Here is a 25,142-nt window from a genome sequence, read left to right on the forward strand (position 1 = left end):
CGACATTGTGTCGGGGCGTGGAACGGCGCGACGAGGTACGGGGGATATGATGAAGCGGTTCTTCGCGTCGTTGTTCGGGCAGGTCGTCGCTGCCCTGGTGCTCGGCATCGTCCTGGGCATGGTCTGGCCCGACATCGCAGTCACGTTGAAGCCGCTCGGCGATGGCTTCATCAAGCTGATCAAGATGGCGATCGCACCCCTCGTCTTCGGCGTCGTCGTTCACGGCATCGTCGGTGCCGGCGACCTGCGCAAGGTCGGTCGCGTTGGGCTCAAATCCCTGATCTACTTCGAGGCGGTGACGACCCTCGCCCTCGTGCTCGGCCTCGTCCTCGCCTACGCGTTCGCCCCCGGCCACGGCATGAACGTCGATGTGGCGACCCTCGATGCGAAGTCGATCGCCGGCTACACCGAGCGGGTCGGCCAGGTCACCGGCACCGTCGACTTCCTGATGAAGCTCATTCCGACCACGCTGGTCGACGCCTTCGCCAAGGGCGATATCCTGCAGGTTCTCATCATCGCGATCCTGTTCGGCTCCGGTCTGTCTCTCCTGGGCGAGCGCGGAAAACCGCTGGCCGACAGCCTGGAGCGCATCACCGAGGTCCTGTTCAAGATCATCGGCTTCATCGTCAGGCTCGCCCCCCTCGGCGTGCTCGGCGCCGTCGCCTTCACGGTGGGCAAGTACGGCGTCGGCTCGCTCAAGCAGCTCGGCATGCTGGTGGTGCTGTTCTACGCGGGCGTGGCGTTCTTCGTCTTCGTGGTGCTCGGCGGCATCCTGCGTCTGGCCGGCTTCAGCATCCTCAAGCTGCTCGCCTACCTGCGCGAAGAGCTGACCGTCGTCGCCGGCACCGCCTCCTCGGACTGCGTGCTGCCGCAGGTGATGCGCAAGCTGGAGCGGCTCGGCATCAAGGATTCGACCGTCGGCCTCGTGATCCCGACCGGATACTCGTTCAACCTCGATGCCTTCTCGCTCTACCTGACCCTGGCCACGGTGTTCATCGCCCAGGCCACCAACACGGATCTCTCCTTCGGCCACCTGATGCTGATCCTCGGCATCGCGCTCCTGACCTCGAAGGGCGCGCACGGGGTGCCCGGCTCGGCCATCGTCGTGCTGGCCGCCACCCTGTCGGCCGTCCCGGAAATTCCCGTCATCGGACTGGTGCTCGTGCTGTCGATCGATTGGTTCGTCGGCATCGCCCGCGCCCTCGGCAACCTGATCGGCAACTGCGTGGCGACGGTGGTGATCGCCGCCTGGGAAGGCGACATCGACCGGGCGCAGGCCCGGCGCGTCCTCGACGGCCACGTCACGACGGACACGGCCGCGATCCTCGACGCCCCTGTCGCGGAGCCGCGTTCGGCCTGACGGCGATCCCCCGACACCTGCCCGCTACTTGCCCGATACTCGCCTGGTACTTGCCCGACACGGAGCGCTCTGGATGACCCCCTCGCCCTACCACCCGCCCTGCGGCGGCCTGCCGCCCCAGACCGCGCTGATGACCGGCCGGGCCGTGTTCACCGAGGCCTACGCCGTCATCCCCCGGGGCGTGATGAGTGACATCGTCACCTCCGCGCTGCCCTTCTGGGACCACGCCCAGGTCTGGATGCTCGCCCGACCCCTCTCGGGCTTCGCCGAGACCTTCGCCCAGTACCTCGTCACCCTCGCCCCTGGCGGCGGCAGCGAGCGGCCCGAGCCCGACCCCGAGGCCCAGGCCGTGCTCTTCCTCGTCGCGGGCCAGGCCCGCCTCGTCTGCGACGGACAGGCCCACGCCCTCACCCCCGGCGCCTACGCCTACCTGCCCCCCGGCACCACCTGGAGCCTGCGCAACGACGGACCCGGTCCAGCCCGCTTCCACTGGATCCGCAAGGCCTACACCCGCGTGCCCGGCCTCGAGGTGCCCCCCGCCTTCGTCACCCACGAGACCGCCGCCACCCCCGTGCCCATGCCCGGCACCGACGGCGCCTGGACCACCACCCGCTTCGTCCCCCCCGACGACCTGCGCCACGACCTGCACGTCAACATCGTCGCCCTGCGCCCGGGCGCCTCCATCCCCTTCGAGGAAACCCACGTCATGGAGCACGGCCTCTTCGTGCTCGAGGGCAAGGCCGTCTACCGCCTCAACCGCGACTGGGTCGAGGTCGAGGCCGGCGACTTCCTCTGGCTGCGCGCCTACTGCCCCCAGGCCTGCTACGCCGGCGGACCCGGACCCTTCCGCTACCTCCTCTACAAGGACGTCAACCGACACCCCGCGCTCGCACCCGGCCGGGGCAGCCGATGAGCGGCGCAGGGCAGGGCGCGACGGGGCGCCCTGCCGCCCGCGGCCGATCCCGGTCTGCATCGTCGCGCCCGGGCCGCGATCAGGAGGATCGCCCACCGCACCCCTGAGCGGTCATCGGCGCCCCGGAGCCGGGGTACGGCCTCCCGGGCCGGCAACCCACCGGGTTTGTCGAGATCGCTCGGCGCGTCTATTGCGTGCCCCTGCGGAAGCCGGTTCGGAGCCGCCCGTACCCCGGTGCGGGCGGCTCTCGCCGAGATGACGGCCGCAGGGACGTTGTCGGGCTCCGGAACACCCGGCGCGAGGATTCGAGAACGGGCGGTCGACATCAGCGGTTGGCTCCGACCGCGGCCGGTGGCATTCCACCGCAAACCTTCCGTGAATGGATCGAAGATGGATCGAATGGATATTGGCGGCCTCGCCGTCGCCCGCGTGCTGTACGACTTCGTTGCGGAGGAGGCGCTGCCCGGGACCGGCATCTCGCCCGAGGTGTTCTGGGGCGGCCTCGGCGCGATCGTGCGCGACCTGACGCCGAAGAACCGGGCCCTGCTGGCCAAGCGCGATACGCTCCAGGCGCAGCTCGACGCCTGGCACCGGGAGCGGGCCGGCAAGCCCTTCGATCCGGCGGCCTACAAGGCGTACCTGACGGAGATCGGCTATCTCCTGCCGGATCCCGGACCGGTGTCAGTGCGGACGGACAACGTCGACGACGAGATCGCCCGCATCGCGGGACCGCAGCTCGTCGTGCCGGTCTCGAACGCCCGCTACGCCCTCAATGCCGCCAATGCCCGCTGGGGCTCGCTCTACGATGCCCTCTACGGCACCGATGCGGTCTCGGAGGAGGGCGGCGCGATCCGCAGCGGCGGCTACAACCGCACCCGCGGCGCCCGGGTCGTGACCCGCGCCCGCAGCTACCTCGACCGCTTCGTGCCGCTGGCCGGCGGCCGCCATGCCGACGTGGTCACCTATGCGGTCGAGCAGGGCGGGCTCGTCGGCAACATGAACACCGGCGAGACCGTGCCGCTCGCGCGACCGGAACTCTTCGTGGGCTATCGCGGCCGGGCCAGCATGCCCGCCTCCCTGCTCCTGAGGCACCATGGACTGCACGTCGAGGTCGTCCTCGACCGGACGCATCGGATCGGCCGCTTCGATGCGTCCGGCGTCGCCGACATCCTGCTGGAATCGGCCGTCTCGACGATCATGGACCTCGAGGATTCCGTGGCCACGGTCGATGCCGACGACAAGGTCGTCGTCTACCGCAACTGGCTCGGCCTGATGAACGGGACCCTGACGGCCTCCCTCCAGAAGGATGGCCGCACCCTGGAGCGGCGCCTCAACCCCGACCGGCACTACATCGCGCCGAACGGCGGCGAGGTGGTGGTGCCGGGCCGCTCCCTGATGCTCGTGCGCAATGTCGGCCACCACATGGATACCGACGCGGTGCTCGACGCCGAGGGCCGCGAGATCCCCGAGGGCATGCTCGACGCCGCGGTCACCGCGATGATCGCGATCCACGATCTCAAGGGGGATTCCGGCCTGCGCAACAGCCGGCGCGGTTCGGTCTACATCGTCAAGCCGAAGATGCACGGGCCCGAGGAGGTCGCCTTCGCGGTCGAGCTGTTCGGGCGCGTCGAGGCCATGCTGGGTCTCGAGGCCAACACCCTCAAGATGGGCATCATGGACGAGGAGCGCCGCACCACGGTCAACCTCGCCGCCTGCATCGCGGCGGCGGCCGAGCGGGTCGTGTTCATCAACACCGGCTTCCTCGACCGCACGGGGGACGAGATCCACACCGCGATGGAGGCCGGCCCGGTCATTCGCAAGAACGACATGAAGGCGACGCCCTGGATCAAGGGCTACGAGGAGAACAACGTCGATGTCGGCCTCGTCTGCGGCCTGCTCGACCACGCGCAGATCGGCAAGGGCATGTGGGCGGCGCCCGACGCCATGGCCGACATGCTGATGCAGAAGGGCGCCCACCCGAAGGCGGGCGCCAGCACGGCCTGGGTGCCGTCGCCGACCGCCGCGACCCTGCACGCGCTGCACTATCACGAGACCGACGTGCGGGCCCGGCAGGTGGAACTCGCCCGCCGTCCGCGCTCGGCCCTCGACGAGATCCTCGAGATTCCGCTGGCCCGCTCGAACTTCGCCCCCGACGACGTGGCCCAGGAGATCGACAACAACGTCCAGGGCATCCTCGGCTACGTCGTCCGCTGGATCGACCAGGGGGTGGGCTGCTCGAAGGTGCCGGACATCCACGATGTCGGGCTGATGGAGGACCGAGCGACCTTGCGGATCTCGTCACAGCACATCGCGAACTGGCTGCATCACGGCGTCGTCAGCGAGGAGCAGGTGATGACGGCGCTCAAGCGGATGGCGAAGGTGGTCGATCGCCAGAATGCCGGCGACCCGCTCTACCGCCCCATGGCCCCCGACTATGACGGCCCGGCCTTCCAGGCGGCCTGCGACCTCGTCTTCAAGGGCCGCGAGCAGCCGAACGGCTACACGGAATGGATCCTGACCGAGCGCCGCCGTGCCGCGAAGGCGGCCCGCTAGACCGGCTTCCCGTCCGCCCGCGCCGGGTGCCGTGGCGCTCGGCTCGGTCTCGGCAGAGCCTGAAGCCGAGACAGGTCCGGTGCGGGCGGCACGCAGGGTCTGCGCCCCGGACGGAAACCTCCCTCGTGCCGCTCTCCTGCCGGGCTTCGGCCCGGCAGACAGGCCCCGCAACCCGCACCGGCATCACCACCGACGACGGCTCCGCATCCCATTCCCGTGCAGGGCAGACGTCGCGAAAGGCCGCTGCCGCGTGCAGCGTCGTCAAGGCGTCAGACAGGTTCGCCATAGCGGAGCCTCCGGAAGGGAGTCCGCCGCCATGTCCGCCTCGTCGCGTTCCAGCCTGACCCGTCGCCCGTTCCTGACCGGTGCCGCCGCCGGCCTCGTCGGTCTCGGCACCGGCGTCTTCCGGCCCGGCCTCAGCCGGGCCGCAGACCGCCCGATCCTCACCCACGGCTTGCAATCCGGTGACGTCGACGGCAGCTCCGCCGTGGTCTGGGCGCGGGCCGACCGCCCCTGCCGGGCGATGATCGAGTGGTCGACCACGGAAAGCTTCGCCGATATTCACGGCGGCGTCTTCGCGGATGCGCTCCCGGTGAGCGACGGCACCGTGAAGGTCGCCCTGACGGACCTGCCGGCGGGCCAGGACGTGTTCTACCGGGTCCGCCTGCAGGATCTCGCCGCCCCGACGATCCTCGGCGCGCCGCAGGTCGGGCGCTTCCGCACGGCGCCCGCCGAGCGCCGCTCGGTCTCGTTCTGCTGGTCCGGCGACACGGCCGGCCAGGGCTGGGGCATCGACGAGGCCCGGGGCGGGATGACGATCTACGCGGCCATGCTGCGCAACCGGCCGGATTTCTTCCTGCATTCCGGCGACACCATCTACGCCGACGGGCCGATCGTGCCGGAGGTGCGCCTGCCCGACGGCACCCTCTGGCGCAACCGCGTCACCGAGGCGGTGTCGAAGCCGGCCGAGACCCTGGAGGAGTTCCGCGGGCGCTACCGCTACAATCTCACCGACGCGAACGTGCTGGCGATGAACGCCGAAATCCCGATCTTCGCGCAGTGGGACGACCACGAGGTCACCAACAACTGGTGGCCCGGCGAGCCTCTGACCCGGGCCGAACACCTGCGGAAGGCCTATCGCGACCCGAACGTGCTGGCGCTCCAGGTCCGTGCCGCGCGCGCCTTCCACGAATACATGCCGATGCGCTTCGCGCCCTCGGAACCCGGCCGCGTCTACCGCAGGATCTCGCATGGGCCCCTGGTCGACGTGTTCCTGCTCGACATGCGCTCCTATCGCGGGCCGAACGGCGAGAACCGGCAGACCACCTACGGCCCGGAGGCCCACTTCCTCGGCCCGACGCAGATCGCCTGGCTCAAGCGGGAACTCCTCGCCTCCCGCGCGACCTGGAAGGTGATCGCGGCCGACATGCCGATCGGGCTGGTCGTGCCCTACGACGCCCAGCCGCCCTTCGGTTCGGAAGCCGTCGCGCAGGGCGACGGGCCGCCGCTGGGCCGGGAACTCGAGATCGCCGACCTCCTGCGATTCCTGCGGGATGCGGGCATCCGCAACACCGTCTGGCTGACGGCGGACGTGCACTACGCGGCCGCGCATTACTACGACCCGAACCGGGCCCGATTCCAGGAGTTCGAGCCGTTCTGGGAGTTCGTCGCAGGCCCGCTCCATGCCGGCACCTTCGGTCCCAACGCCCTCGACGACACCTTCGGACCCCAGTTGCGCTTCGCGAAGGCCCCCCCGCCGGGCCGGACCAATCTCTCGCCGGCCGCGGGCTACCAGTTCTTCGGGCACGTCGCAGTCGAGGGCGCGACGGAGCAGATGACCGTCACCCTGAAGGACGCCGCCGATACCGCGCTCTGGTCGGTGACCCTCGACCCCGTGCGGACCTGACCTGCGGACCGGACACGCCCGCCCGGGCTCGGCGGTCCGACACGTCCGTCCCGCCCCTCAGTGATGCCCCGCCATGTGGCGGCCGATGCTGCGGGCGTCGGCCTCGGCGCGATTCACCGCGTGCACGATGCGGCCGTCGGACATCACCACGATGCGGTCCGAGAGCTCCAGGATCTCGTCGAGATCCTCGCTGATCAGCAGGACCGCCGCGCCGGCGTTGCGGGCCGCCACGATCCGGGCCCGGATCTCGGCGACGGCGGTGAAGTCGAGCCCGAAGCAGGGGTTGGCCACGACGAGGAGGTCGACCGGATCGGTGAGTTCGCGCGCCAGCACGGCCCGTTGCACGTTTCCGCCGGACAGGGTGGCGATCGGCGCCTCGGCGGAGGCGGTCTTCACCCCGAAGCGTGCGATGAGGTCCCGGGCGCGCCGCCGCATGGCGCCGGTGTCGAGCCAGACGGTCGGCCGCCTCGCGGCCTCGGCGACGGGGGCGCCGTCGTCCCGCCGGTCGAAGGCCCGGAAGGCGAGGTTCTCCGCGACCGACATGCGCGGCGCGCAGGCATTGCGCAGCGGCTCCTCCGGGATGACGCGCACACGCCGCGCCCGGCTCTGGGCGCGCCGTCCGTCATAGGCCTTGCCCCCGACCTCCACCCGGCCCCCGGCCGCGCGGATCTGGCCGCCGAGCACGTCGGCGAGTTCCTTCTGGCCATTACCCGAGACTCCGGCGACGCCCACGATCTCGCGGGCCTGCACCGCGAGGGCGTCGACGGCGATGTGGCGCAGGCCGGACGCGTCGGTGGCGCGCAGATCCGCGATGCGCAGGACGACCCGGTCCGGATCGGGGCCGCCGACGCGGTTGGTGGCCGTACGCACCGGGCGCACCCCCATCATCATCGCCGCCATGTCGTCGCGGCTGAGTTCGCCGACCCGCCCGCCGCCCGCGAGGGTGCCGCGGCGCAGGACGCTGACGCTGCGGGCAAACGCCTCGACCTCGCGGAACTTGTGGCTGATCATCAGCACCGTCAGTTCGCGCCGGTCCGCCATGGCGCGCAGGAGGCCCAGCACCTCCTCGGCCTCCGCCGGCGTGAGCACCGAGGTCGGCTCGTCGAGGATCAGGAATCGGGCCTCGAGGGAGAGCTGCTTGATGATCTCGAGCTTCTGCTTCTCCCCGGCCGCGAGCTCGGCGACGGGGCGGTCGAGGTTCAGCCGGAACGGCATCCGTTCCATGAAGGCGGCGAGCGCTGCGCGCTCGGCGCGCCAGTCGATCACCGTCGGCACCCGGGGTCGGGCGATGACGAGGTTCTCGAGGCCGGTCAGGGACGGCACCAGGGTGAAGTGCTGGTAGACCATGCCGAGGCCGCGGGCCTGGGCGCCCTTCGGGTTGGTGATCGCGACCTCGCGGCCATCCACCAGGACGCTGCCTGCGCTCGGCGCGTAGAAGCCCATGATGCACTTCACCAGGGTCGACTTGCCCGCGCCGTTCTCGCCCAGCAGCGCGTGGAAGCCGCCGGCCTCGATCTTCATCGAGACGTCGTCGAGGGCCGCGAAGGTGCCGAAGCGCTTCGTCATGCCGATGGTCTCGACCGCGATGGCGCCGGGCGGCGGGTCCGCGGGCATCACCGGCGCCGCGCCTGCGTCCCAGGGCACCACGTCACGAACCGATTGCGGGAAGGGCACCATCACGGATCATCCCATCGCCACCAGAAGGGCCTCGGCGGTCGCCACGGCACCGAAGACTCCGCCCTGCATCGTCACCATCTTGAGGGCGGCCTCGTGGTTGCCCCGGTCGGTGGCCGCGCAGGCGTCGGAGACGATCACGCATTCGAAGCCGCGGTCGTTGGCCTCGCGCATCGTGGTGTGGACGCAGACATCCGTCGTGATCCCCGTCAGGATCAGGTTGCGGATGCCGCGTCGGCCCAGGATCAGTTCCAGGTCGGTGGCGCAGAACGAGCCCTTGCCGGGCTTGTCGATGACCGGCTCGCCGGGCTCGGGCGCCAGTTCGGGGATGATCTCCCAGCCCGGCTCGCCGCGCACCAGCACGCGCCCGCAGGGCCCGGGATCGCCGATGCCGGCCCCGATCCGGCGCGAGCGCCAGCGCTTGTTGTCGGGCAGGTCCGCCAGGTCCGGCCGGTGGCCCTCGCGGGTATGAATCACGTGGTAGCCGAGGCGCCGGGCCGCCGCGAGCAGGCGCCCGATCGGCGCGATCGGCGCCCGGGTCAGGCCGATATCGTAGCCCATGGCGTCGACGTAGCCGCCGGGACCGCAGAAATCGATCTGCATGTCGATGATGACGAGGGCGGTGTTGTCGGGCCGGAGCGCTCCGTCGAAGGGCCAGGGATAGGGCTCGGCGGCGGCGTAGCGCGCCGCATCCGCCGCCGGCAGGGCCAGTGGCGCCGCGCTCATTCCGCCGCCTCCCGCGCGTCCGGAGTCTGTCCGGCGCCGTAGGACCGGGTGGGGGCGGCAAACCCGCAGGAGGTGCCGTCGACGACCTTCACCTCATCCTCCCAGGGCAGGCGATAGCGGCCGGCGGCGAGGTCCTGCATGTAGGTGTAGGGGCAGTCCCCGGCACCGCCCTTCACGGCCGTGTAGCCGCGATGTCCGAGCTGGTAGATGTTGTTCTCGACGCCCCAGTGCAGGCGCGCCTCGCGCACGAGGTCGGGCCGGACCTCCGCCGTGATGATCTCGTCGACGCGGCCCGTGGTGCCGTGGGCGACGACCCGCCCGTCGAAGTTGACGATCATGCCCTCGCCCATGGAATCGAACGAGCCGTCCGAACCGCACATGCAGACATTGGCGGTGACCATCAGGTTGCAGAAGGCGTTCGCCTGGTTGGTGAAGCGCCAGGAGTCGCGGATCGGCGCCGTGTAGCCGGCCGTGCGGATCATGATCTCGGCGCCCTTGTAGGCGCATTCGCGCGCCATCTCGGGGAACATCCCGTCATGGCAGATGATGAGGGCGATCTTGGCCCCACGCGGCCCCTCGATGACCGGGATGCCGATGTCGCCGGGCTCCCAGGGCTCGACGGGCACCCAGGGGTGCATCTTGCGGTAATAGAGCTTCACCGCACCGGTCTCGTCGATGATGAGGCCGGTGTTGTACGGGTTTCCGTGCGGGTTGAACTCCATGATGGAGAAGCAGCCCCAGATCCGGTTGTCGCGGCAGGCCTGGGCGAAGGCCGCGACCTCCGGTCCGTCCATCCGGCACAGGATGTCGGGATTGGTGTCCATGGACAGGCCATGGAGGGCGTATTCGGGGAAGACCACGAGGTCCATGGTGGCGAGGTTGCGCCGGGCCTTTCCGACCATGTCGACGATGCGCCGGGTCTGCGCGGCGAGGTCCGCCGGCGTGACGACGGTCGGCAGTTGCAGCTGCACCAACCCGAGCACGACGCCGTTCGGGGATTTGTTGAGGCCGCCAAGTCCGTTCATTCGCGATACCTGTTTGCTGGGGCTTGGTTTTGCCGAACCCTGCCTTGGTGGGACTTACTTGACGGGACCTACTTGGCTTGCCCGAGTTCGCCCGGCGCTCCGGCCAGGGCATGGTTCGGCGACGAGGTGGCGATCAGGACGCCGAGGGTGAGAACGTAGGGCGCCGCGTAGAACAGGTAATAGCCCTGCGAGACGCCCACGGACTGGAGCGCCGGCCCGAGCGCCCCGGCACCGCCGAACAGCAGCGCGGCGCCGAAGCAGGCCAGCGGGTTCCAGCGGGCGAAGACCACCAGGGCGACGGCCATCAGGCCCTGCCCGGAGGAGATGCCCTCGTTCCACGACCCCGGATAGTAGAGCGACAGGTAGGCGCCCCCGATGCCGGCGAGCACCCCGCCCGCCCCGGTCGCCAGCAGCCGGACGCGGTCGACGTCGTAGCCCATGGCCCGAGCCGCCTCGGCGCTGTCGCCGACGATGCGCACCACGAGGCCGGTCCGGGTGTTGCGGAACGCCCACCAGAGGACGACGCTGAGCACCGCCCCGATCAGGAACAGCACGTTGACCTGGAGGGCGGCCCGGACCTGGGGCAGGTCGGACCAGTTGCCGAAGGGGATCGCCTGCAGCTGCGGCGCCGAGGGCTGGATGAAGGCCTTGCCGAAGAAGAAGGCGAGGCCCGAGCCGAACAGCATCAGGGCGATGCCCAGCGCCACGTCGTTGACCCGTGGCAGGCGGCAGATCCAGCCGTGGACGAGACCGAACAGCCCCCCCGCCGCGCCCGCCACCGCGACGCCGGCCCAGGCCGAGCCGGTGAGCACCGCCGTGGCGTAGGCCGACATCGCCCCGAACACGAGGGTGCCCTCGAGGCCGAGATTGATCCGGCCCGAGCGCTCCGTGATCGTCTCGCCGAGGCTGACGAACAGGAACGGCGTCGAGACCCGGATGGCCCCGCCGATCACCGCGATCAGGACGTTCCAGAGGCCGAGGTCGGTCATGGCGAGTCGCTCATGGGGAGTCCGCTCATGGGGAGTCCGCTCATAGGGAGTCCGCTCATGGCGTCGCCTGCCCCGCGGCGGCGCGCTTCTCGCCCCAGAGATGCGGGCTGAACAGCTTGAAGCGCCCGTAGAGCGTCTCGCCCACGAGGACGAGGAGAAAGAGCAGGCCCTCCAGCAGCAGGATGGTGGCATCCGGCAGGTGCAGGCGGCGCTGGATCAGGCCGCTCGACGCCTCGATCCCGCCGAGCAGGAAGGCGACGGGCGGGATCGCCAGGGGATTCTGGCGAGCCAGGAACGCGATGAGGATGCCGGTATAGCCGTAGCCAGCGATCAGCGACGCGTTGGCGTTGCCGTGGACGGCCGCGACCTCGAAGAAGCCGGCGAGTGCCGCCAGCGCCCCCCCGAGGGCGGTGAAGCCGGCGATCAGCCGCCCGACCGCCAGGCCCTGGATCTGCGCCGCACGCACGTTGCCGCCGGCGATCCGGGCGGCGAAACCCAGCGTGGTGCGCTCGGTCAGGAGCCAGGCGAGGAGGCAGGCCACCACCCCGACGCCGAGGCCCCAATGCACCTCCAGGCCCGGCATCGGGCCGACCCGGAAGGCCTCGTCGATGGTCCGCGTCGACGGCTTGTTGAGGCTGCCCGGATCGCGCAGCAGGCCCTCGATCAGGTGGTTGGCGAGCGCGATGGCGATGTAGGACATCAGCAGGCTGGCGATGGTCTCGTTGACGCCGCGCCAGGCCCGCAGGGCGCCCACCGCCCCGAGCCAGAGCGCGCCGGTCAGGAGGGCGGCCAGCGCCATGGCGGCGATGCCGAGGCCGGCGGGCGAACCCGACAGGGGTGCGGCCACCGCCGCCGCGGCGAGGCCTCCAAGCACGATCGCGCCCTCGCCGCCGATGACCACGAGGCCGAGGCGGGCGGGCAGGGCCACGCAGAGGGCCGCGAACAGCAGGGGCGCGGCGCGCTGGAGGCTGTTCTGCAGGGCGAAGGCGGACCCGAAGCCGCCCCGGTATACGAGGTCGAGGAAGGCCGCCGGCGATTTGCCGAGGCTCAGCAGGAACAGGCTGAACAGGCCGAAGCCGAGGGCCAGCGCCCCGAGCGGGATGGCGAGCGCCTCCGCCCGGCGTGCGGCCCAGGCCCGCACCGGCAGGCTCGCCGAGGGCCGCGGCACCGCCACGGCCAGGTCCGACGGAGCAGTCTCGGCAACCAAGGATGTTCCTCCCGTGGGTGGCGCGCGTGACGGACGTGTCCCTCAGGCCGAGCCCTTCACGCCCTCGACGAGGTAGGCGGTGCTCTCGAGTTCGGGCGCGTTCTCGGGGAAGCCCTTGCCGGCCTCGGCGATCGCGTTGCCCTTGTTGTCCTTGAGCGGCCCGCGGATGATGGCGAAGCCGCCCTTCATCATCTCGGCCTTGACCGCATCGGCGTTCTTGCGCGCCGCCTCGGACACGGCGGGCCCGTAGGGGCTCATCCGGACGAACCCGTCCGCCAGACCGCCGCGCAGGAAGTTCGGGGGCGCCTTGCCCGCCTGCATGCCCGTGACGAAGCCCTTGTAGATCGGAGCCCAGTCCCACTCGGCGCCGGTGAGGTACCGGTCCTTGGCCAGCGCCGACTGGTCGGCATGGTAGCCGCAGACGTAGGCGCCCCGCCGCGCGGCGGTCTCCACCGTCACCTTCGGGCTGTCGACGTGGCAGGTGATGACGTCGGCGCCGCCATCGATCAGCGCGTTGGTGGCCTCCGCCTCCTTGACCGCCAGCGACCACTCGCCGGTGAAGATGACTTGGCAGGTGATCGACGGATCGACGCTGCGGGCGCCGAGCAGGAAGCCGTTGATGTTGTTGAGGACCTGGGGGATCGGCTTGGCCGCCACGAAGCCGATTTTCTTCGACTTCGTGGCGTGGGCGGCCACGATACCGTTGAGGTACTGGCCCTGCGCGATGTAGCCGAAATAGGAGCCGGCGTTCTTGGGGTTCGCCTCGGTCCAGAGGCCGCCGCAATGGCGGAACTGCACCTTCGGATTCTTCCTGGCCTCGATCAGCACGTGGGGATCGAAGTAGCCGAAGGAGGTGGGCAGGAGCAGGCTCGCCCCGTCCATGTTGATCATGCTCTCCATGGTCTTCTGGACGTCGTTGGTCTCGCGGACGTTCTCCTCCTCGACCACCTCGACCCCGGGCAGCCCCTTCAGGGCGGCTGCGCCCTTCGCGTGGGCCTGGTTGTAGCCGTAATCGTCCTTGGGGCCGACATAGATGACCCCGACGGTCATCGGCCCGGCCGCCCGCGTCCGCGTCGCGGAGACGGTCGAGAGGCCGAGAACGGCGGTACCGCCCAGGAGGGTTCTGCGCGAGATCGTGTGATGAGCCACGGGGCCTCGTTCCATCGTTTGGCGTGCGATGGGGAAGGCCTTTGCAAGGTCCGGGCCGCAGCGCGGGCACACAGACCCTGGGATGCCTGCGGAATCGCAGACACGCTGCCACGATCCGAGGCCGTGCGATGCCGCTCCGCTAGGCACCGGCGCATCCCGCCCGCAGCGGGCAGGCCGATGGAGCCGACCTTCCAAGCGAAGAGGGCGCCCGGTGCGAACCGGGCGCCCGGCGCACGAGTACGGCGCCTTACCAGCGGTGGTGCCAGCCCACGTGGCGATAGCCGCCGCGCCAGCCCCAGGGGCGATGAAATCCGACGTGGCGGTAGCCGCCCCAGCGGTGCCAACGCGGGCCGTACCAGCCGACGCGGCGGTATCCGTAGACGATCGGCCGGGCCAGGATGGGTCGATAGACGACGTTCGGACGGCAATATCCGTAGTAGCCACGGTGCCCCCCGGGCCCACACCCGTCACGCGCCTCGGCAGCACCGGCGGTCGCCGCAATCGTGCCCAGTGCAAGGATGGCTGCGCCAGCAAGTTTGAGTCGCATTCACATCTCCTCTGTTGCGATAGGCTATAAACACATCACCCATCAGGACGGTTGCGCCTCTATTGGATGGAATGTGTTACGAATTGTATCATTGTGCAGACGAGAGCCCATATGTGGCCGACAAAGTCCGGCCGGAGACAGATGAACCCTGTCGTTCGTCTCGTCAGCCGGTCTTGCGGGATGTCCAGCGGCCGGAGCAGGGCACCGGTCCGGACAGGGTCCAGACGCCTTGTCCCTCCGAGACGCGCAGCCGGCCCTCGACGGCCACGCTCGCCGGGCCGTTGCGGATGGTTCCGACGATGCGGCCGTCCGCTCCGGCCCGGCCGGAGGCGTCGACACCGCTGCCGCCTGCATCGTCGACGACGCCGTCACGAATGACGATGGGATAGCGGTAAGGACCCGTGCAGCCACCGTCATCGACGGTTGCGGTCACGGACCAGTTGCCGTCGAACCGCGCGGCGGCGACGGCTGCCGAGACGCTCGCGGTCGCCAGGAGCGTCGCGAGCCACCGTGAAAAGCGTGTCATGATCTCCTCTTCGTGCACCCCTAAGGGGCTGGTTCGTGCCACCCCTAAGGGGCTGCGTCAGCGTTCGTCCGCGTCTCGGGCGAGGTAGAGGACCATCAGTTCGCCCGTCGCCCGGACCGCATAGGCCGCTTCCGTCTCGCCGACCTGCGGCGGAATCAGATCCGTCACGGACCGGCCGTCCAGGAGGGCGGTGAGTTCCGCGCGTTCCATCCCGGACTCGACGGCTTCCCGGATGGCATGCGCGCCATGGGCCCGTGATTCCGCGGCAGGATATCGGGTCGGCAGACCGGTCAGGCGCCCAACCCGGGGACGACCGGATCGCGGGGCAAGTCCTGCATGGCTGTCATCATCTCCCGTGCCCTGATCTCGCGAAGCCTCGCCACCGGATGCCCTGGCTGCGGTCCCGGACCGGGACCTTCGGGCCGGGCTTGCGCCCGGAGTGGCGCGATGCCCGGCCCTGCGGCCATGCCGAACCCGATCGGGGGGACACATGAGGTCCGGCATAATGTTGCGAATGCCTGGAACGCGACAGACGTCGCGCCGGCGTTCGACGATGACGTCGAGATATGCACGGCATTCCCGTGCTCAATGATGCAGATGCATCATTTTACTGGGATTTTACCTGGTCAAATGCCGTTGCGTTGCTTGCTGACTGCACGCTGCGGATAGGGGAGGGCGCCAAGGAGCAGACGGATTGCGCGAAGACGGTGGAACCCGGCGCGCCCCTTCGGACGGTGTGAGGCCGGGCGATCGCTGCGCCGATCACGGACCCGGGCCAGACCGGGCACGGACGGGGACGCTCCGCGCGCTTCAGGCCGCCCCCAGAGCCTTGACCAGGCGTTCGCGGGCGCGGCTGACGCGGCTCTTCACGGTGCCGGTCTGACACCCCAGGACGACCGCGGCCTCGTCGTAGAGCAATCCATCGACCATCACCAGGAGCAGCGTCTCGCGGTGTTCGACCGTCAGGCCGTTCAGGGCGGCCTGAAGCTCGATCAGGCCGACACGATGCTCCTGTTCGGGCTCCAGGCGCAGGGTTGCGGCGAAGGCCCCATCGACGTCCTCGACCTCACGGCGGAGCCGCTTACGCTGGTTGAAGAAGGTGTTCCGCAGGATCGTGAAGAGCCAGGCGATCAGCCGGGTCCCCGGCTCGAACCGTTCCCGGTTCTCCCAGGCCCGCAGAAGGGTGGTCTGAACGAGGTCGTCGGCCTCGGCGGCGTTCTGGCATTGGGAGTAGGCGTAACGGCGAAGCCGCGGAACGGCGGCGATCAGGTCGGCCTGGAACGTATCGGATACCTGTCCACCCGCCTGCGCCGCGGACAAGGCGCTTCGAAGCCGAACCAGAACCTGCCCGAGACGGGAATCCGCCACGACGTCACCGGGGAAAGGAAAAATCTCGTTCAGTCTCCGGCCGATCAAATCCTGAATCGGACGCGACAATCCCTCGTCGTCCGAAGAGGACCTCAGCACTCTGACATGGGTCTGCACGGTTGATCGCCCTCTGGTCTGGAAGAGACGATGATTTGGTCGAGGCTCGAGACGCCGAAGCCGCTGGAGGCTTGTGATTGGGCAATCACATTCACGTCAATGATCCAGATATACCAGACAATCGCTTATCGGACGCGGAACTGCCATCCCACGCACTTGTTACGACCGGGACTTGGCAAGCGGCGCGATGCGCCAGGGGAGTTCCGGTGACACTCGGCGTCGATCAGCATGACCGCGGACGGACGAGGGCCGGCCTGGAAGCAGGTCGGGCCTCGGAGATGCTCGGCGCCCGCGAACCTCTCGCAGGGGAACGCAGCCGTCCTCGCCCACGCGGCACCGCGGTTCGACCGACGGTGTCCGGTTAGAAAAACCTGGTCTACCGGTACATCCATACCATTGATCGGGTTTCGTTCGGGACCATCTGGAGGTCCAGCGAACGGCCCGGGCTTCCGCGGCAGCAGCCCACCCGCCCGTTGGCTCGCCGCGATGCCGCTCATTCCATTCCGGAGGATCACATGAGCCCGACCAAGCCCTCCGCAGCCGCTTCGCCCGACGCGATCAAGGGCTCGGTCAAGGAAGCCATCGGGAAGCTGGTCGGCGACCGGCAGGTCGAGGCCGAAGGTCGGTCCCAGCAGGAAGCCCCGGTGTCCGGCGATCACCCGGCGACGCATCCGGAGTCGGACAGGGGCCCTGCCAAGGCCAACACCAGGACCGGCGCCAGGACCGACGCCAGGACCGACGCCAGGACCGACGCCAGGACCGACGCCAGGACCGACGCCAAGTAGGCCCCCGGCCCAACTCTTCGCCCGCGCGCCGCGCGACGAATCCCATCCACGCACACACGAACACAGGAGACATCAGCATGGTCGACACGGATCGCATCACGGGGACCGCCAAGGAGCTTGGCGGCAAGGTTCAGGGCGCGGTGGGCGACCTCACCGGTTCGAAGCGGGACTCGCTCGAGGGCCGGGCCCGCGAGGCGCAGGGCGCCGCCGAGACCCTCTACGGCCAGGCCAAGGACGGCGTGCGCGAGGCCGCCGAGCAGGTGGCCGACACCGCCCGCGACATCGGCGGCAAGGTCCGCGACACGGTCGGCGACCTGATCGGGTCCGACGACGTCGAGGACCGCGCCCGCCGCGCCCAGGGGGCGGCCAGCGACACCTACGAGCGTGCCGAGCGTTCGGTCCGCAGCGCCGGCCGCGAGGCCTACGACCGGGCCGAGGACGCCTATGAGAACGGGGGCCGGTATCTGCGCCAGGGTGGCCGCGAAGCCACCAGCCAGATCGCCGAGCATCCCGTGGCCGCCCTGCTGGTGGCCGGCCTGCTGGGCTACGGCCTCGGCCTGCTCATCCACGGCCGCGACTGACCCGCGTCCACGATCGGTCCGACCGCGCCGGGACCGCGTGGTCGGCCCCTTGAGTTCCACCCCCGCCTCCTGAGTTCCACCCCCGACTGACCCCTCGAACGACCGAACATCTCGGACGACCGACGACCCGGAGTACCTGTCACGTGTCCACTTCCCCCATCCTCGCGACCCCGGCCGCCTCGGCCGACACCCGCACCGTGCTGCTGAACCAGGTGTCCTGGGGCGCCATCTTCGCCGGCGCCGTCACCGCGCTCGTGACCCAGGTCATCCTCAACATGGTCGGGGTCGGCGTCGGCCTGTCCAGCGTCGGCGCGAACGCCGCCGACAACCCGGCCGCCTCGACCCTCTCGCTGAGCGCCGGCCTCTGGTTCGTGGGCTCGGGCGTACTCGCCTCCCTGGCCGGCGGCCTCATCGCCGGGCGCCTCTCGGGCAAGCCCGTCCCCGGCGCGGCCGGCCTGCACGGCCTCGTCTCCTGGGCGGTGACCACCCTGGTGGTGCTCTACCTCCTGACCTCCGCCGCCGGCGGCCTGATCGGGGGCGCCTTCTCGGGCGTGACCAGCACGCTGGGCGGGGCCGGCTCGCTCGTCGGCGGCACCGTGCAGACCGCCGCCCAGGCGGCCGCGCCGTCGCTGTCGAAGATCTCCAATCCCCTCGACGGCATCGAGCAGTCGGTGCGCAACCAGGCCGCCGGCCAGGACCCGCAGGCGGCCAAGGACGCGGCGGTGGCCGCCATCCGCGCCCTGTTCACCGGGGATCCGGCCCAGAAGGCCCAGGCCGAGACCCGCGCGGCCGACGCCCTGGCCAAGGCCCAGGGCATCCCGGTCGAGCAGGCCAAGGCGCAGATCCAGGACTACCGCAAGCAGTACGACGAGACCGTCGCGACGGCCAAGCAGAAGGCGGAGGCCGCCGCCGTCGCCGCCAAGTCGGCCGCCACCCAGGGCGCCTTCTACGGCGCGCTCGCCCTGATCCTGGGCGCGCTCGCCGGCTTCCTCGGCGGCCGCCTCGGCGCCCCCAAGCGCCACACCCTCGCCGACACCTACGACGCCCGCCGCGCCTGAGCCCTCGTCCCGGCCGGTCCCCGCGACCGGCCGGTCGACCCATCCCAATCCTCCCAACGCAAGGAGACATCCCATGAGCAGCACCACGGACAAGCTGAAGGGCCTCGCCAACGAGGCCGCCGGCAACGTCAAGCAGGCCGCCGGCAAGGTCACGGGCAACGACAGGCTCGTGGTCGAAGGCAAGGCCCAGGAACTCAAGGGCGAGGCCCAGCGCACCGTCGGCGAGGCCAAGGACGGTGTCGCCTCCGTGGTCGACAAGGTCACCGGTAAGCGCTGATCCGCGCCGGTGACGGGCGCCCCCACCGGGCACCCGTCACCCCCATCATCCGCGAACACGGGAGTTCCTCATGAACGGCGATCAATTCCGCGGCGCCTCGCGCCACCTCAAGGGCCGTGCCCAGACCGTCGTCGGCGGTCTCACCGGTGATCCGGCGCGCCAGGTGCGCGGCGCCGTGAACCAGGTGGCCGGGGGCGCCCAGTACGCCTATGGCCGCGCCCGCGACCGGGCCGAGGACCTCGTCGACGACGGCCGCCACCTCGCCCACGAGGTGCGCGACCGCGCCGGCGACCTGGTCGAGGACGGACGGCACTACGTCGACGAGGCCCGCGACCGCGCCGGCACCCTCATCTCGGACGGCCGGGACTTCGCCCGTCACGCGGCCAAGCGCGGCACGACCTACGGCCGACAGGCCGCGCGCTACGCCAACGACAACCGCACCTCCGCGCTCCTCGGCCTCGCCGCCGTCGCGTTCGCGGTAGGCTGGCTGTCCCGGCGCAAGCACTGAACCCACCACACCGGAGACCCTCCCATGATCCGCAAGCTCCTCACCGCCTTCCTGCTGCCGAAGGTTATCGCCTACGTCAGCCGCCGCTTCGGCGGGCGTTCCGCCGCCCCGCCGAACCGTCGGGGCTACTGAGCCCACCCCGAGCACGCCTCCACCATCCGTCAGGAGACACCCCACGATGAAGCTGACCCTCGCCCTCGCCGCCACCGTCGCCGCGGCCCTGGTCGGGCTCCCGGCCCAGGCAGCCCCGACGACGCACAGCCCTGCCGTCGAGGCCCTGGCGCACGGAGACCTGCCGACGGCGTACGTGCAGTATCGTCGGTTCGGTCACCGTCACGGCTGGCGGGGCGGACGCGGCTACGGTCGAGGCTACGGCTATCGTCGCGGCTACGGCTATCGCCGTGGGCCCGGCGTCGGCGCGGCGGTCGGGGCCGGTGTGGCCGGGCTCGCCGCCGGCGCGATCATCGGTGGGGCGATCGCGAATTCGCAGGCCCAGGCCGCTCCGCGCGGGGTGCCGGCCGAGGCCGTGGCCGCCTGCGCCCGCCGCTTCCGCTCCTACGATGCGGCCAGCGGAACCTACCTCGGCAACGACGGCGCGCGGCATTCCTGCCCGTAGGTTCGTTCATGCCGGATCCGGAGGACGCGGCGGGGGATCGGACCCCGGGCCGGGAGGGAGCGAACGACCGTCGATGAAGTTCGCCAAGGTTCTCCTGCGCCCGGAACTCGTGTTCCTGCTGCTCACCGTCCTCCTCTGTCTCGCGGCGGGGGCGGCCTACTGGGTGTCCCGCGCCACGGTCCTGACCGTGGCGGTGGCACCCCGGGACGGGACCGAGCCGGCCCTGATCCAGGCCTATGCCGACGCCCTCGCCAAGCGCCACAAGGAGATCCGCCTGAAGGTGCTGGCCCTCGACGACGTGCGCGACAGCGCCGCCGCCCTCCAGGAGGGACGGGCCGACCTCGCCGTGGTGCGTCCCGATGTCGACCTGCCCGACAACGGGCTGACCCTAGCGATCCTGCGCGACCAGGCGATGATCATCGCCTCGCCGGAAGGCTCCGGGCTGACCCGCTTCCCGCAGCTCGATCGCAAGCGCCTCGCGATCCTGGCGCATCGCGACGCCGACCAGGCGCTGATCAAGGCGATGGTCGAGCATTACGGCCTGACCCTTCTCGACAAGGAGCCCGACGGACCGGTGCCGCCGCGCCACGTGGCCCTGGTGGAGATGACCGAGGCGGAGCTCGCCGGCGCCTTCACCCGCAAGCGGATCGACGCGGTGGTCTCGGTGATCGCCCCGACCTCGCCCACCGCCCAGCGCATCGTCGGCATCGTGCAGGGGGTGAGCCGGAGCGGGAAGGTCGCCTTCGTCGACGTGGAGAACGCCGACGCCATCATCGCGCGCCTGCCGCGCCTCCAGGCCGTGACGATGCCGGCCGAGACCTTCGGCGGGAATCCGAAGGTGCCGGCGGAGGATGTCCATACCGTGGGCGCCTCCTACCGCCTCATGGCCCGGACCAGCCTCTCCCGCCCGGTCGCGGCCGACGTCACCCAGCACCTGTTCGAGATGCGCAGCGGCATGGCCAACGTGACGCCGGCGGCCGACTACGTGCAGGCGCCGAGCTACGACAGCACGGCGGGCGCGACGAGCGCGCGGCTGCCGATCCATCCCGGTGCGGTCGACTTCTTCGAGCGCGAGCAGCAGGGCTTCGTCGAGCGCTACGAGACCTGGATCTACCTCGTCGCTTTCCTCGGCGGTGGCATCGGTTCGGCCGTCGCCTGGGTCGGGCAGCGCCTGTCGCGCCTGCGCCGCGAGCGCATCGAGGAGGCCACCGACCGCCTGCTGGAGATCCGGCAGGAGGCGCAGGACAGCGCCGATGCGCCGCGCCTGGAACAGCTCGCCCGCGAGATCGACGACCTGGCCGGCGACATCGCCAAGCACGCCCTCGAACGCCCGACCGAGGCCCGCACCATGTCGGCGGCCGCCATCGCCATCGATGCGGCCCGCTCCACCGTCAAGCGCACCATCGCCGCCAGCCAGTATGCCGCCGACTCGACCGATCTGGCCGGGCGCACGACCTCCACGGAGGCCGCCGCGGCGGGCTGACGACGCGCGTCCGGGCCGGTGCCGGCCCGGTCCCTTTCCACCCCCCACCACCGTTCCACCCTCACAAGCGGAGACCAAAGATGAGCAAGGGCTACCCCTCGATGACCGCGCTGCTGGGCCTTCTGGCCGTGGCCGGCTACCAGAACCGCGACAAGCTCGCCGAGCTGCTGAAGGGCCACGAGGCCGGCGCGCCGCAGCGCACCGTCCCGCCGATCCCGAACACGGCGTCCAGCGCCCCCTCCGGCGGCGGCCTCGGCAGTCTGGCCGGGCTTCTGGGCGGCGTCGGCACCGCCGGGGTCGGCGGCCTGATCGCCAGCGGCCTGAGCGAACTCGTCGACCACTTCACCAAGGGCGGCCACGGCGAGACGGCGAATTCCTGGGTCAACCACGGCCCCAACCGCGACATCCCCGAGGCGGACCTGGAGCGGGCCATCGGCTCGGACACCCTCGACCACCTGACCCAGCAGACCGGCCTGAGCCGCGGCGCGCTCCTCTCCCGGCTCTCGCGCGAGCTGCCCTCGGCCATCGACCGCTACGCCGCCGACGGTCGTCCGGCCTGACCCGCCACCAGGGTCCCGTCGCGCGCGTCCGGGCCTTGCGAGGCCTGGCCACGCGCGGCGGCCCCCTGAGGCTCGACCTGCGGGTCGCGGCGCGCCGAAACGTTTTCCCGGATGGAGCCTTCCGAAACCATGTCCAAGTTCATGAAGGCGGTGACTTACCTCGCCGCGGCCGCAGCCCTGCTGACGCTGGTCTTCGTCGTGTTCCAGTCCACGAGCATGCTGGCGGGCTCCTGAGACCCAGGGTCTCCGCCCTGTCGAGGGCACCGCGCTCCGACGGAGCCGGGAGCGCCTCGGTCCCGGCCGGCAGGAGCGTCGGAACCCTGCAGCGTCCCCGGTCGGACCGCTCGCGCGGGCCGGCCCGAGCATCGAAGATCACGCCCTGGCGTGGCGCCTGACGCGCAAGTGAAGGAACGGTTCTGTCCTGATCTGGTTCTCGGCTTCCAAGTCGGAGCCCGGAACCCCTATGCGCATCTTGGCATCTGCCGGTTCACTTCTCAGGAACAGCCTCAGACGTGAGGCTACAGCGATCAAGGCATCGCGATCCCTGCACAGCCCTCATCTGCACCTTCAGGGCGACGGTGCGCATTATCCGGTCGGCCAGAGCTATACCTGGGGTGGACCACCCACGGTTTCCCACGGCTTTGCACCCGCTATAGGCTACGATGCCTATCTCGGCGGAAACGGCTACTGACCCTGTGACGTGTTGAACCATGGCCCGCACCGGAACGTGCCGGGCTCCGGGCTGTTATGAACCCACATCCCACACGATAGGAGAGATCGCATGCGCAAGCTCGCACTTGCTTCGACGGCCCTGCTCGGACTCGGCCTGCTGGCATCGGCACCCGCCGAGGCCCGCGGCTGGGGCTACGGTGGCGGTTACGGCCATGGCGGCTACGGTTACGGCCACGGGGGCTACGGCTATCGCGGCGTCGGCTTCCGGGGCGGCTACGGCGGGTACCGGGGCTATGGTCGCGGCTACGGCTACCGTCGCGGCATCGGCCCCGGCGCGGCCATCGGCCTCGGCATCGCGGGCCTCGCGGCCGGCGCCATCGTGGCGAACAGCTACGGCGGCTACGGTTACGGCTATGGCCGTCCGGTCGGTTACTACGGCGGCGGTTACGGCTATGCGCCCGCTTACGGCTACGGCGGTGGCTACGGCTACCCGGCCTACGGGTACGGCTACTGATTCGAACCGTCCGCACCGGACGCCTACCGGCGGCCTGATGCGCTGACAGGTCGATGCGCCCGGATTCGTCTCCGGGCGCATCGACAGATGCGTTCCAGTCACGACACGTCCGACGGCACAAACCTTCGTCCTCGGCCTCGTGGGCACGGCGGCATTCGCCCGGGAGTGTGGCCCCTGCAGCGATGCCATCGCCCTGGTGGGGCGCGGACTCGGCACCCAGGTGGGCATGCCTGCCCCCGTGTCCCAGCCGAACACCGGACCGCAGAAACGCCCACGCGCTGCGTCGCCGGCCGATGTCCGCGCACAATCGGAGAATAAGCCGACCAACACGACCGTGGCATCGAAGGACTTTGAAGCGTCCACGTCCGCCGTCCTCTCATCCGAGGACAGGATCGCGCAGGACAGGATCCTGCAGGCGAAAGCCGCGCTACAGCACGCGACCGATCCCGATGCCAGGGGCAACGCCTCCGGTCGCGACGCCGTCCAGCAGGCTCGGGGAGGATCGGAACCGAACGGAACCCGGTGCATGCACCGGTGTCTCCCCGTCCAAGCGTTACTCGATGGTGCGTGGACGATCGTCCTGCCCAAGGCTCTCTGCCCAAAGCGCCCTGCCCAAGGCGCCCTGCCCAAGGCGCCCTGCCCAAGGCGCCCTGCCCAAGGCGCCCTGCAGAACACCGGAGCCATCGATGGACCGAGCCGGAGCGGAGCCGAACGCGGTCCGCCGGTACGGCGCGCCGTCCGGGTCCCGGCGCCATGCCGCATTCGTCCAAATCGCGACGCGAATCGTCAAGCCCGGTCGACCACCGGACGCCATAGCTCATGGCGTCCCCGACGCGGTCGCTGGTCCTTCGGCGCGCCATCGGGTCACGATGATCGAGAGCCGCGACCGATGCTGCTGCCCGCGACACCTCTGCCCGGTACCGGCCCGGCGGACGACCCCACCGGGCGCCGGATCGGCGTCTCCACGCTGTCGACCCGCGTAGCCCCCGGCCGTCGTTGCGAGGCCGGCCGCACCGACGGTCCCGGCTTCATGGACACGCGGCCGATGCTCACCACTTCGGAAGGCCGCTGAGGCGGTCGGCCCGCGACCACGCGCCGGAATGCCCGATGCGCGTGGAGCCGGACCGCCCGTTACCGCGACGATCTCTCCCTCTCAGACCGGGGCCAGCGTCATGACCTACGTCACCACCCAGGACGGCGTCGCAATCTTCTTCAAGGATTGGGGTCCCAAGGACGCCCAGCCGATCATGTTCCATCACGGCTGGCCCCTCTCGTCCGACGATTGGGATGCCCAGCTGCTGTTCTTCCTGCACCAGGGCTACCGGGTCGTGGCGCATGACCGCCGCGGCCATGGCCGCTCGGCCCAGGTCGCCGGCGGCCACGACATGGATCACTACGCCGCCGACGCCTTCGCGGTGGTCGAGGCGCTCGATCTGCGCAACGCCGTTCATATCGGCCATTCCACCGGGGGCGGCGAGGTCGCCCGATACGTCGCGCGGCACGGCGAACCGGCCGGGCGCGTCGCCAAGGCGGTGCTGGTCTCGGCGGTGCCGCCCCTGATGCTGAAGACCGAGGCCAACCCCGAGGGCCTGCCGCGGGAGGTCTTCGACGGCTTCCGGGCCGCGACCGCCGGGAACCGGGCGCAGTTCTTCCTCGATGTCGCGGGCGGCCCCTTCTACGGCTTCAACCGCGACGGCGCGACGGTGCTTCCCGGGGTGGTCCAGAACTGGTGGCGCCAGGGCATGATGGGCAGCGCGAAGGCCCATTACGACGGGATCAAGGCCTTCTCCGAGACCGACCAGACCGAGGACCTCAAGGCCATCGGCGTCCCGACACTGGTCCTGCACGGCGAGGACGACCAGATCGTGCCGATCGCCGATGCGGCGCTGAAGTCGATCAAGCTCCTGCGCAACGGGACGATCAAGACCTATCCGGGCTATGCGCACGGCATGCTCACGGTGAATGCGGAGGTCCTGAACGCCGACCTCCTCGCCTTCGTGAAGGGCTGATCCCCGAACGTCGCCTCCG

Annotated in this window: 26 protein-coding genes; 16 read left to right on the forward strand and 10 right to left on the reverse strand. The window is 70.5% G+C overall.

All coding sequences use genetic code 11. The annotated features are described in order from the left end of the window. The first annotated feature begins 49 nt into the window (after positions 1–49). The 4 genes from AC1MGR_RS13010 to AC1MGR_RS13025 all read left to right on the forward strand — a co-directional run bounded on the left by AC1MGR_RS13010 (position 50) and on the right by AC1MGR_RS13025 (position 6,732). Positions 50–1,360, forward strand: a complete 1,311-nt coding sequence (locus AC1MGR_RS13010; RefSeq protein ID WP_108040483.1) for a dicarboxylate/amino acid:cation symporter — start codon at positions 50–52, stop codon at positions 1,358–1,360. 73 nt (positions 1,361–1,433) lie between these two features. Further along, positions 1,434–2,273, forward strand: a complete 840-nt coding sequence (locus AC1MGR_RS13015; protein ID WP_480231859.1) for a bifunctional allantoicase/(S)-ureidoglycine aminohydrolase — start codon at positions 1,434–1,436, stop codon at positions 2,271–2,273. A 390-nt stretch (positions 2,274–2,663) separates the two neighbouring features. Continuing rightward, positions 2,664–4,826, forward strand: a complete 2,163-nt coding sequence (locus AC1MGR_RS13020) for a malate synthase G (RefSeq protein WP_480231860.1) — start codon at positions 2,664–2,666, stop codon at positions 4,824–4,826. 316 nt (positions 4,827–5,142) lie between these two features. Then, the gene (locus AC1MGR_RS13025; protein ID WP_480231861.1) at positions 5,143–6,732 is read left to right on the forward strand and encodes an alkaline phosphatase D family protein; all 1,590 of its coding nucleotides are present in this window, start codon (positions 5,143–5,145) and stop codon (positions 6,730–6,732) included. Positions 6,733–6,789: 57 nt separating this feature from the next. On the opposite strand, the gene AC1MGR_RS13030 is transcribed toward AC1MGR_RS13025, so the two are convergent. The 9 genes from AC1MGR_RS13030 to AC1MGR_RS13070 form a co-directional block, all read right to left on the reverse strand. Beyond that, positions 6,790–8,346 (reverse strand): ABC transporter ATP-binding protein, encoded by a 1,557-nt coding sequence (locus AC1MGR_RS13030; protein WP_480234788.1) that lies wholly within the window; start codon positions 8,344–8,346, stop codon positions 6,790–6,792. 69 nt (positions 8,347–8,415) lie between these two features. After that, on the reverse strand, positions 8,416–9,132 hold the full coding sequence (gene biuH / locus AC1MGR_RS13035) for a biuret amidohydrolase (protein WP_108040872.1): 717 nt from the start codon (positions 9,130–9,132) through the stop codon (positions 8,416–8,418). Next, positions 9,129–10,157, reverse strand: coding sequence for a formamidase (locus AC1MGR_RS13040; RefSeq protein ID WP_480231862.1), 1,029 nt, complete (start codon positions 10,155–10,157; stop codon positions 9,129–9,131). Before AC1MGR_RS13040 ends, biuH begins: the two co-directional genes overlap by 4 nt. Positions 10,158–10,225: 68 nt before the next feature. Then, the gene (locus AC1MGR_RS13045) at positions 10,226–11,146 is read right to left on the reverse strand and encodes an ABC transporter permease (protein ID WP_480231863.1); all 921 of its coding nucleotides are present in this window, start codon (positions 11,144–11,146) and stop codon (positions 10,226–10,228) included. Positions 11,147–11,201: 55 nt separating this feature from the next. Then, positions 11,202–12,353: an ABC transporter permease gene (locus tag AC1MGR_RS13050; RefSeq protein WP_480231864.1), complete on the reverse strand. Its 1,152-nt coding sequence runs from the start codon at positions 12,351–12,353 to the stop codon at positions 11,202–11,204. A gap of 42 nt (positions 12,354–12,395) precedes the next feature. After that, on the reverse strand, positions 12,396–13,517 hold the full coding sequence (locus AC1MGR_RS13055) for a BMP family ABC transporter substrate-binding protein (protein ID WP_480231865.1): 1,122 nt from the start codon (positions 13,515–13,517) through the stop codon (positions 12,396–12,398). 232 nt (positions 13,518–13,749) lie between these two features. After that, the gene (locus AC1MGR_RS13060; protein ID WP_108040861.1) at positions 13,750–14,049 is read right to left on the reverse strand and encodes a GCG_CRPN prefix-to-repeats domain-containing protein; all 300 of its coding nucleotides are present in this window, start codon (positions 14,047–14,049) and stop codon (positions 13,750–13,752) included. A gap of 163 nt (positions 14,050–14,212) precedes the next feature. After that, entirely contained in the window at positions 14,213–14,575 is a 363-nt protein-coding gene (locus AC1MGR_RS13065) for a hypothetical protein (RefSeq protein WP_480231866.1), read from the reverse strand. A 57-nt stretch (positions 14,576–14,632) separates the two neighbouring features. Continuing rightward, on the reverse strand, positions 14,633–14,785 hold the full coding sequence (locus AC1MGR_RS13070; RefSeq protein WP_181259789.1) for a hypothetical protein: 153 nt from the start codon (positions 14,783–14,785) through the stop codon (positions 14,633–14,635). A 356-nt stretch (positions 14,786–15,141) separates the two neighbouring features. Here AC1MGR_RS13070 and AC1MGR_RS13075 point away from each other — a divergent pair, with 356 nt between their 5' ends. Then, the gene (locus AC1MGR_RS13075; protein ID WP_480231867.1) at positions 15,142–15,315 is read left to right on the forward strand and encodes a hypothetical protein; all 174 of its coding nucleotides are present in this window, start codon (positions 15,142–15,144) and stop codon (positions 15,313–15,315) included. A 70-nt stretch (positions 15,316–15,385) separates the two neighbouring features. Here the strand turns inward: AC1MGR_RS13075 and AC1MGR_RS13080 are convergent, their stop codons facing one another. Then, the gene (locus tag AC1MGR_RS13080; RefSeq protein WP_480231868.1) at positions 15,386–15,895 is read right to left on the reverse strand and encodes a sigma-70 family RNA polymerase sigma factor; all 510 of its coding nucleotides are present in this window, start codon (positions 15,893–15,895) and stop codon (positions 15,386–15,388) included. Between the two features lie 680 nt (positions 15,896–16,575). Here AC1MGR_RS13080 and AC1MGR_RS13085 point away from each other — a divergent pair. The 11 genes from AC1MGR_RS13085 (at position 16,576) to AC1MGR_RS13135 (ending at position 25,123) form a co-directional block, all read left to right on the forward strand. Then, a complete protein-coding gene (locus AC1MGR_RS13085) occupies positions 16,576–16,845 on the forward strand; it encodes a hypothetical protein (RefSeq protein WP_480231869.1) in 270 nt (89 codons plus the stop codon). 77 nt (positions 16,846–16,922) lie between these two features. Continuing rightward, positions 16,923–17,426 (forward strand): CsbD family protein, encoded by a 504-nt coding sequence (locus tag AC1MGR_RS13090; protein WP_480231870.1) that lies wholly within the window; start codon positions 16,923–16,925, stop codon positions 17,424–17,426. Positions 17,427–17,569: 143 nt separating this feature from the next. Then, positions 17,570–18,484 carry a PhnA-like protein gene (locus AC1MGR_RS13095; RefSeq protein WP_480231871.1) on the forward strand — a complete coding sequence of 305 codons (915 nt, stop codon included), beginning with the start codon at positions 17,570–17,572 and terminating at the stop codon, positions 18,482–18,484. Between the two features lie 73 nt (positions 18,485–18,557). Then, complete coding sequence (locus AC1MGR_RS13100; RefSeq protein ID WP_480231872.1) at positions 18,558–18,761, forward strand: CsbD family protein; 204 nt, start codon at positions 18,558–18,560, stop codon at positions 18,759–18,761. 70 nt (positions 18,762–18,831) lie between these two features. Continuing rightward, positions 18,832–19,269, forward strand: a complete 438-nt coding sequence (locus tag AC1MGR_RS13105) for a CsbD family protein (protein ID WP_480231873.1) — start codon at positions 18,832–18,834, stop codon at positions 19,267–19,269. Between the two features lie 178 nt (positions 19,270–19,447). Continuing rightward, positions 19,448–19,885 carry a BA14K family protein gene (locus AC1MGR_RS13110; protein ID WP_108040933.1) on the forward strand — a complete coding sequence of 146 codons (438 nt, stop codon included), beginning with the start codon at positions 19,448–19,450 and terminating at the stop codon, positions 19,883–19,885. Positions 19,886–19,958: 73 nt separating this feature from the next. Then, positions 19,959–21,368: a TAXI family TRAP transporter solute-binding subunit gene (locus tag AC1MGR_RS13115; RefSeq protein WP_108040931.1), complete on the forward strand. Its 1,410-nt coding sequence runs from the start codon at positions 19,959–19,961 to the stop codon at positions 21,366–21,368. Positions 21,369–21,448: 80 nt separating this feature from the next. Beyond that, complete coding sequence (locus AC1MGR_RS13120; protein ID WP_480231874.1) at positions 21,449–21,928, forward strand: YidB family protein; 480 nt, start codon at positions 21,449–21,451, stop codon at positions 21,926–21,928. A 781-nt stretch (positions 21,929–22,709) separates the two neighbouring features. Continuing rightward, positions 22,710–23,114 (forward strand): hypothetical protein, encoded by a 405-nt coding sequence (locus tag AC1MGR_RS13125; protein WP_108040687.1) that lies wholly within the window; start codon positions 22,710–22,712, stop codon positions 23,112–23,114. Between the two features lie 889 nt (positions 23,115–24,003). Beyond that, positions 24,004–24,186, forward strand: a complete 183-nt coding sequence (locus tag AC1MGR_RS13130; RefSeq protein ID WP_480231875.1) for a hypothetical protein — start codon at positions 24,004–24,006, stop codon at positions 24,184–24,186. A 100-nt stretch (positions 24,187–24,286) separates the two neighbouring features. After that, positions 24,287–25,123 carry an alpha/beta fold hydrolase gene (locus tag AC1MGR_RS13135; RefSeq protein ID WP_480231876.1) on the forward strand — a complete coding sequence of 279 codons (837 nt, stop codon included), beginning with the start codon at positions 24,287–24,289 and terminating at the stop codon, positions 25,121–25,123. The last annotated feature ends 19 nt before the right edge of the window (positions 25,124–25,142 follow it).

The organism is Methylobacterium sp. BI1, assembly GCF_056680125.1.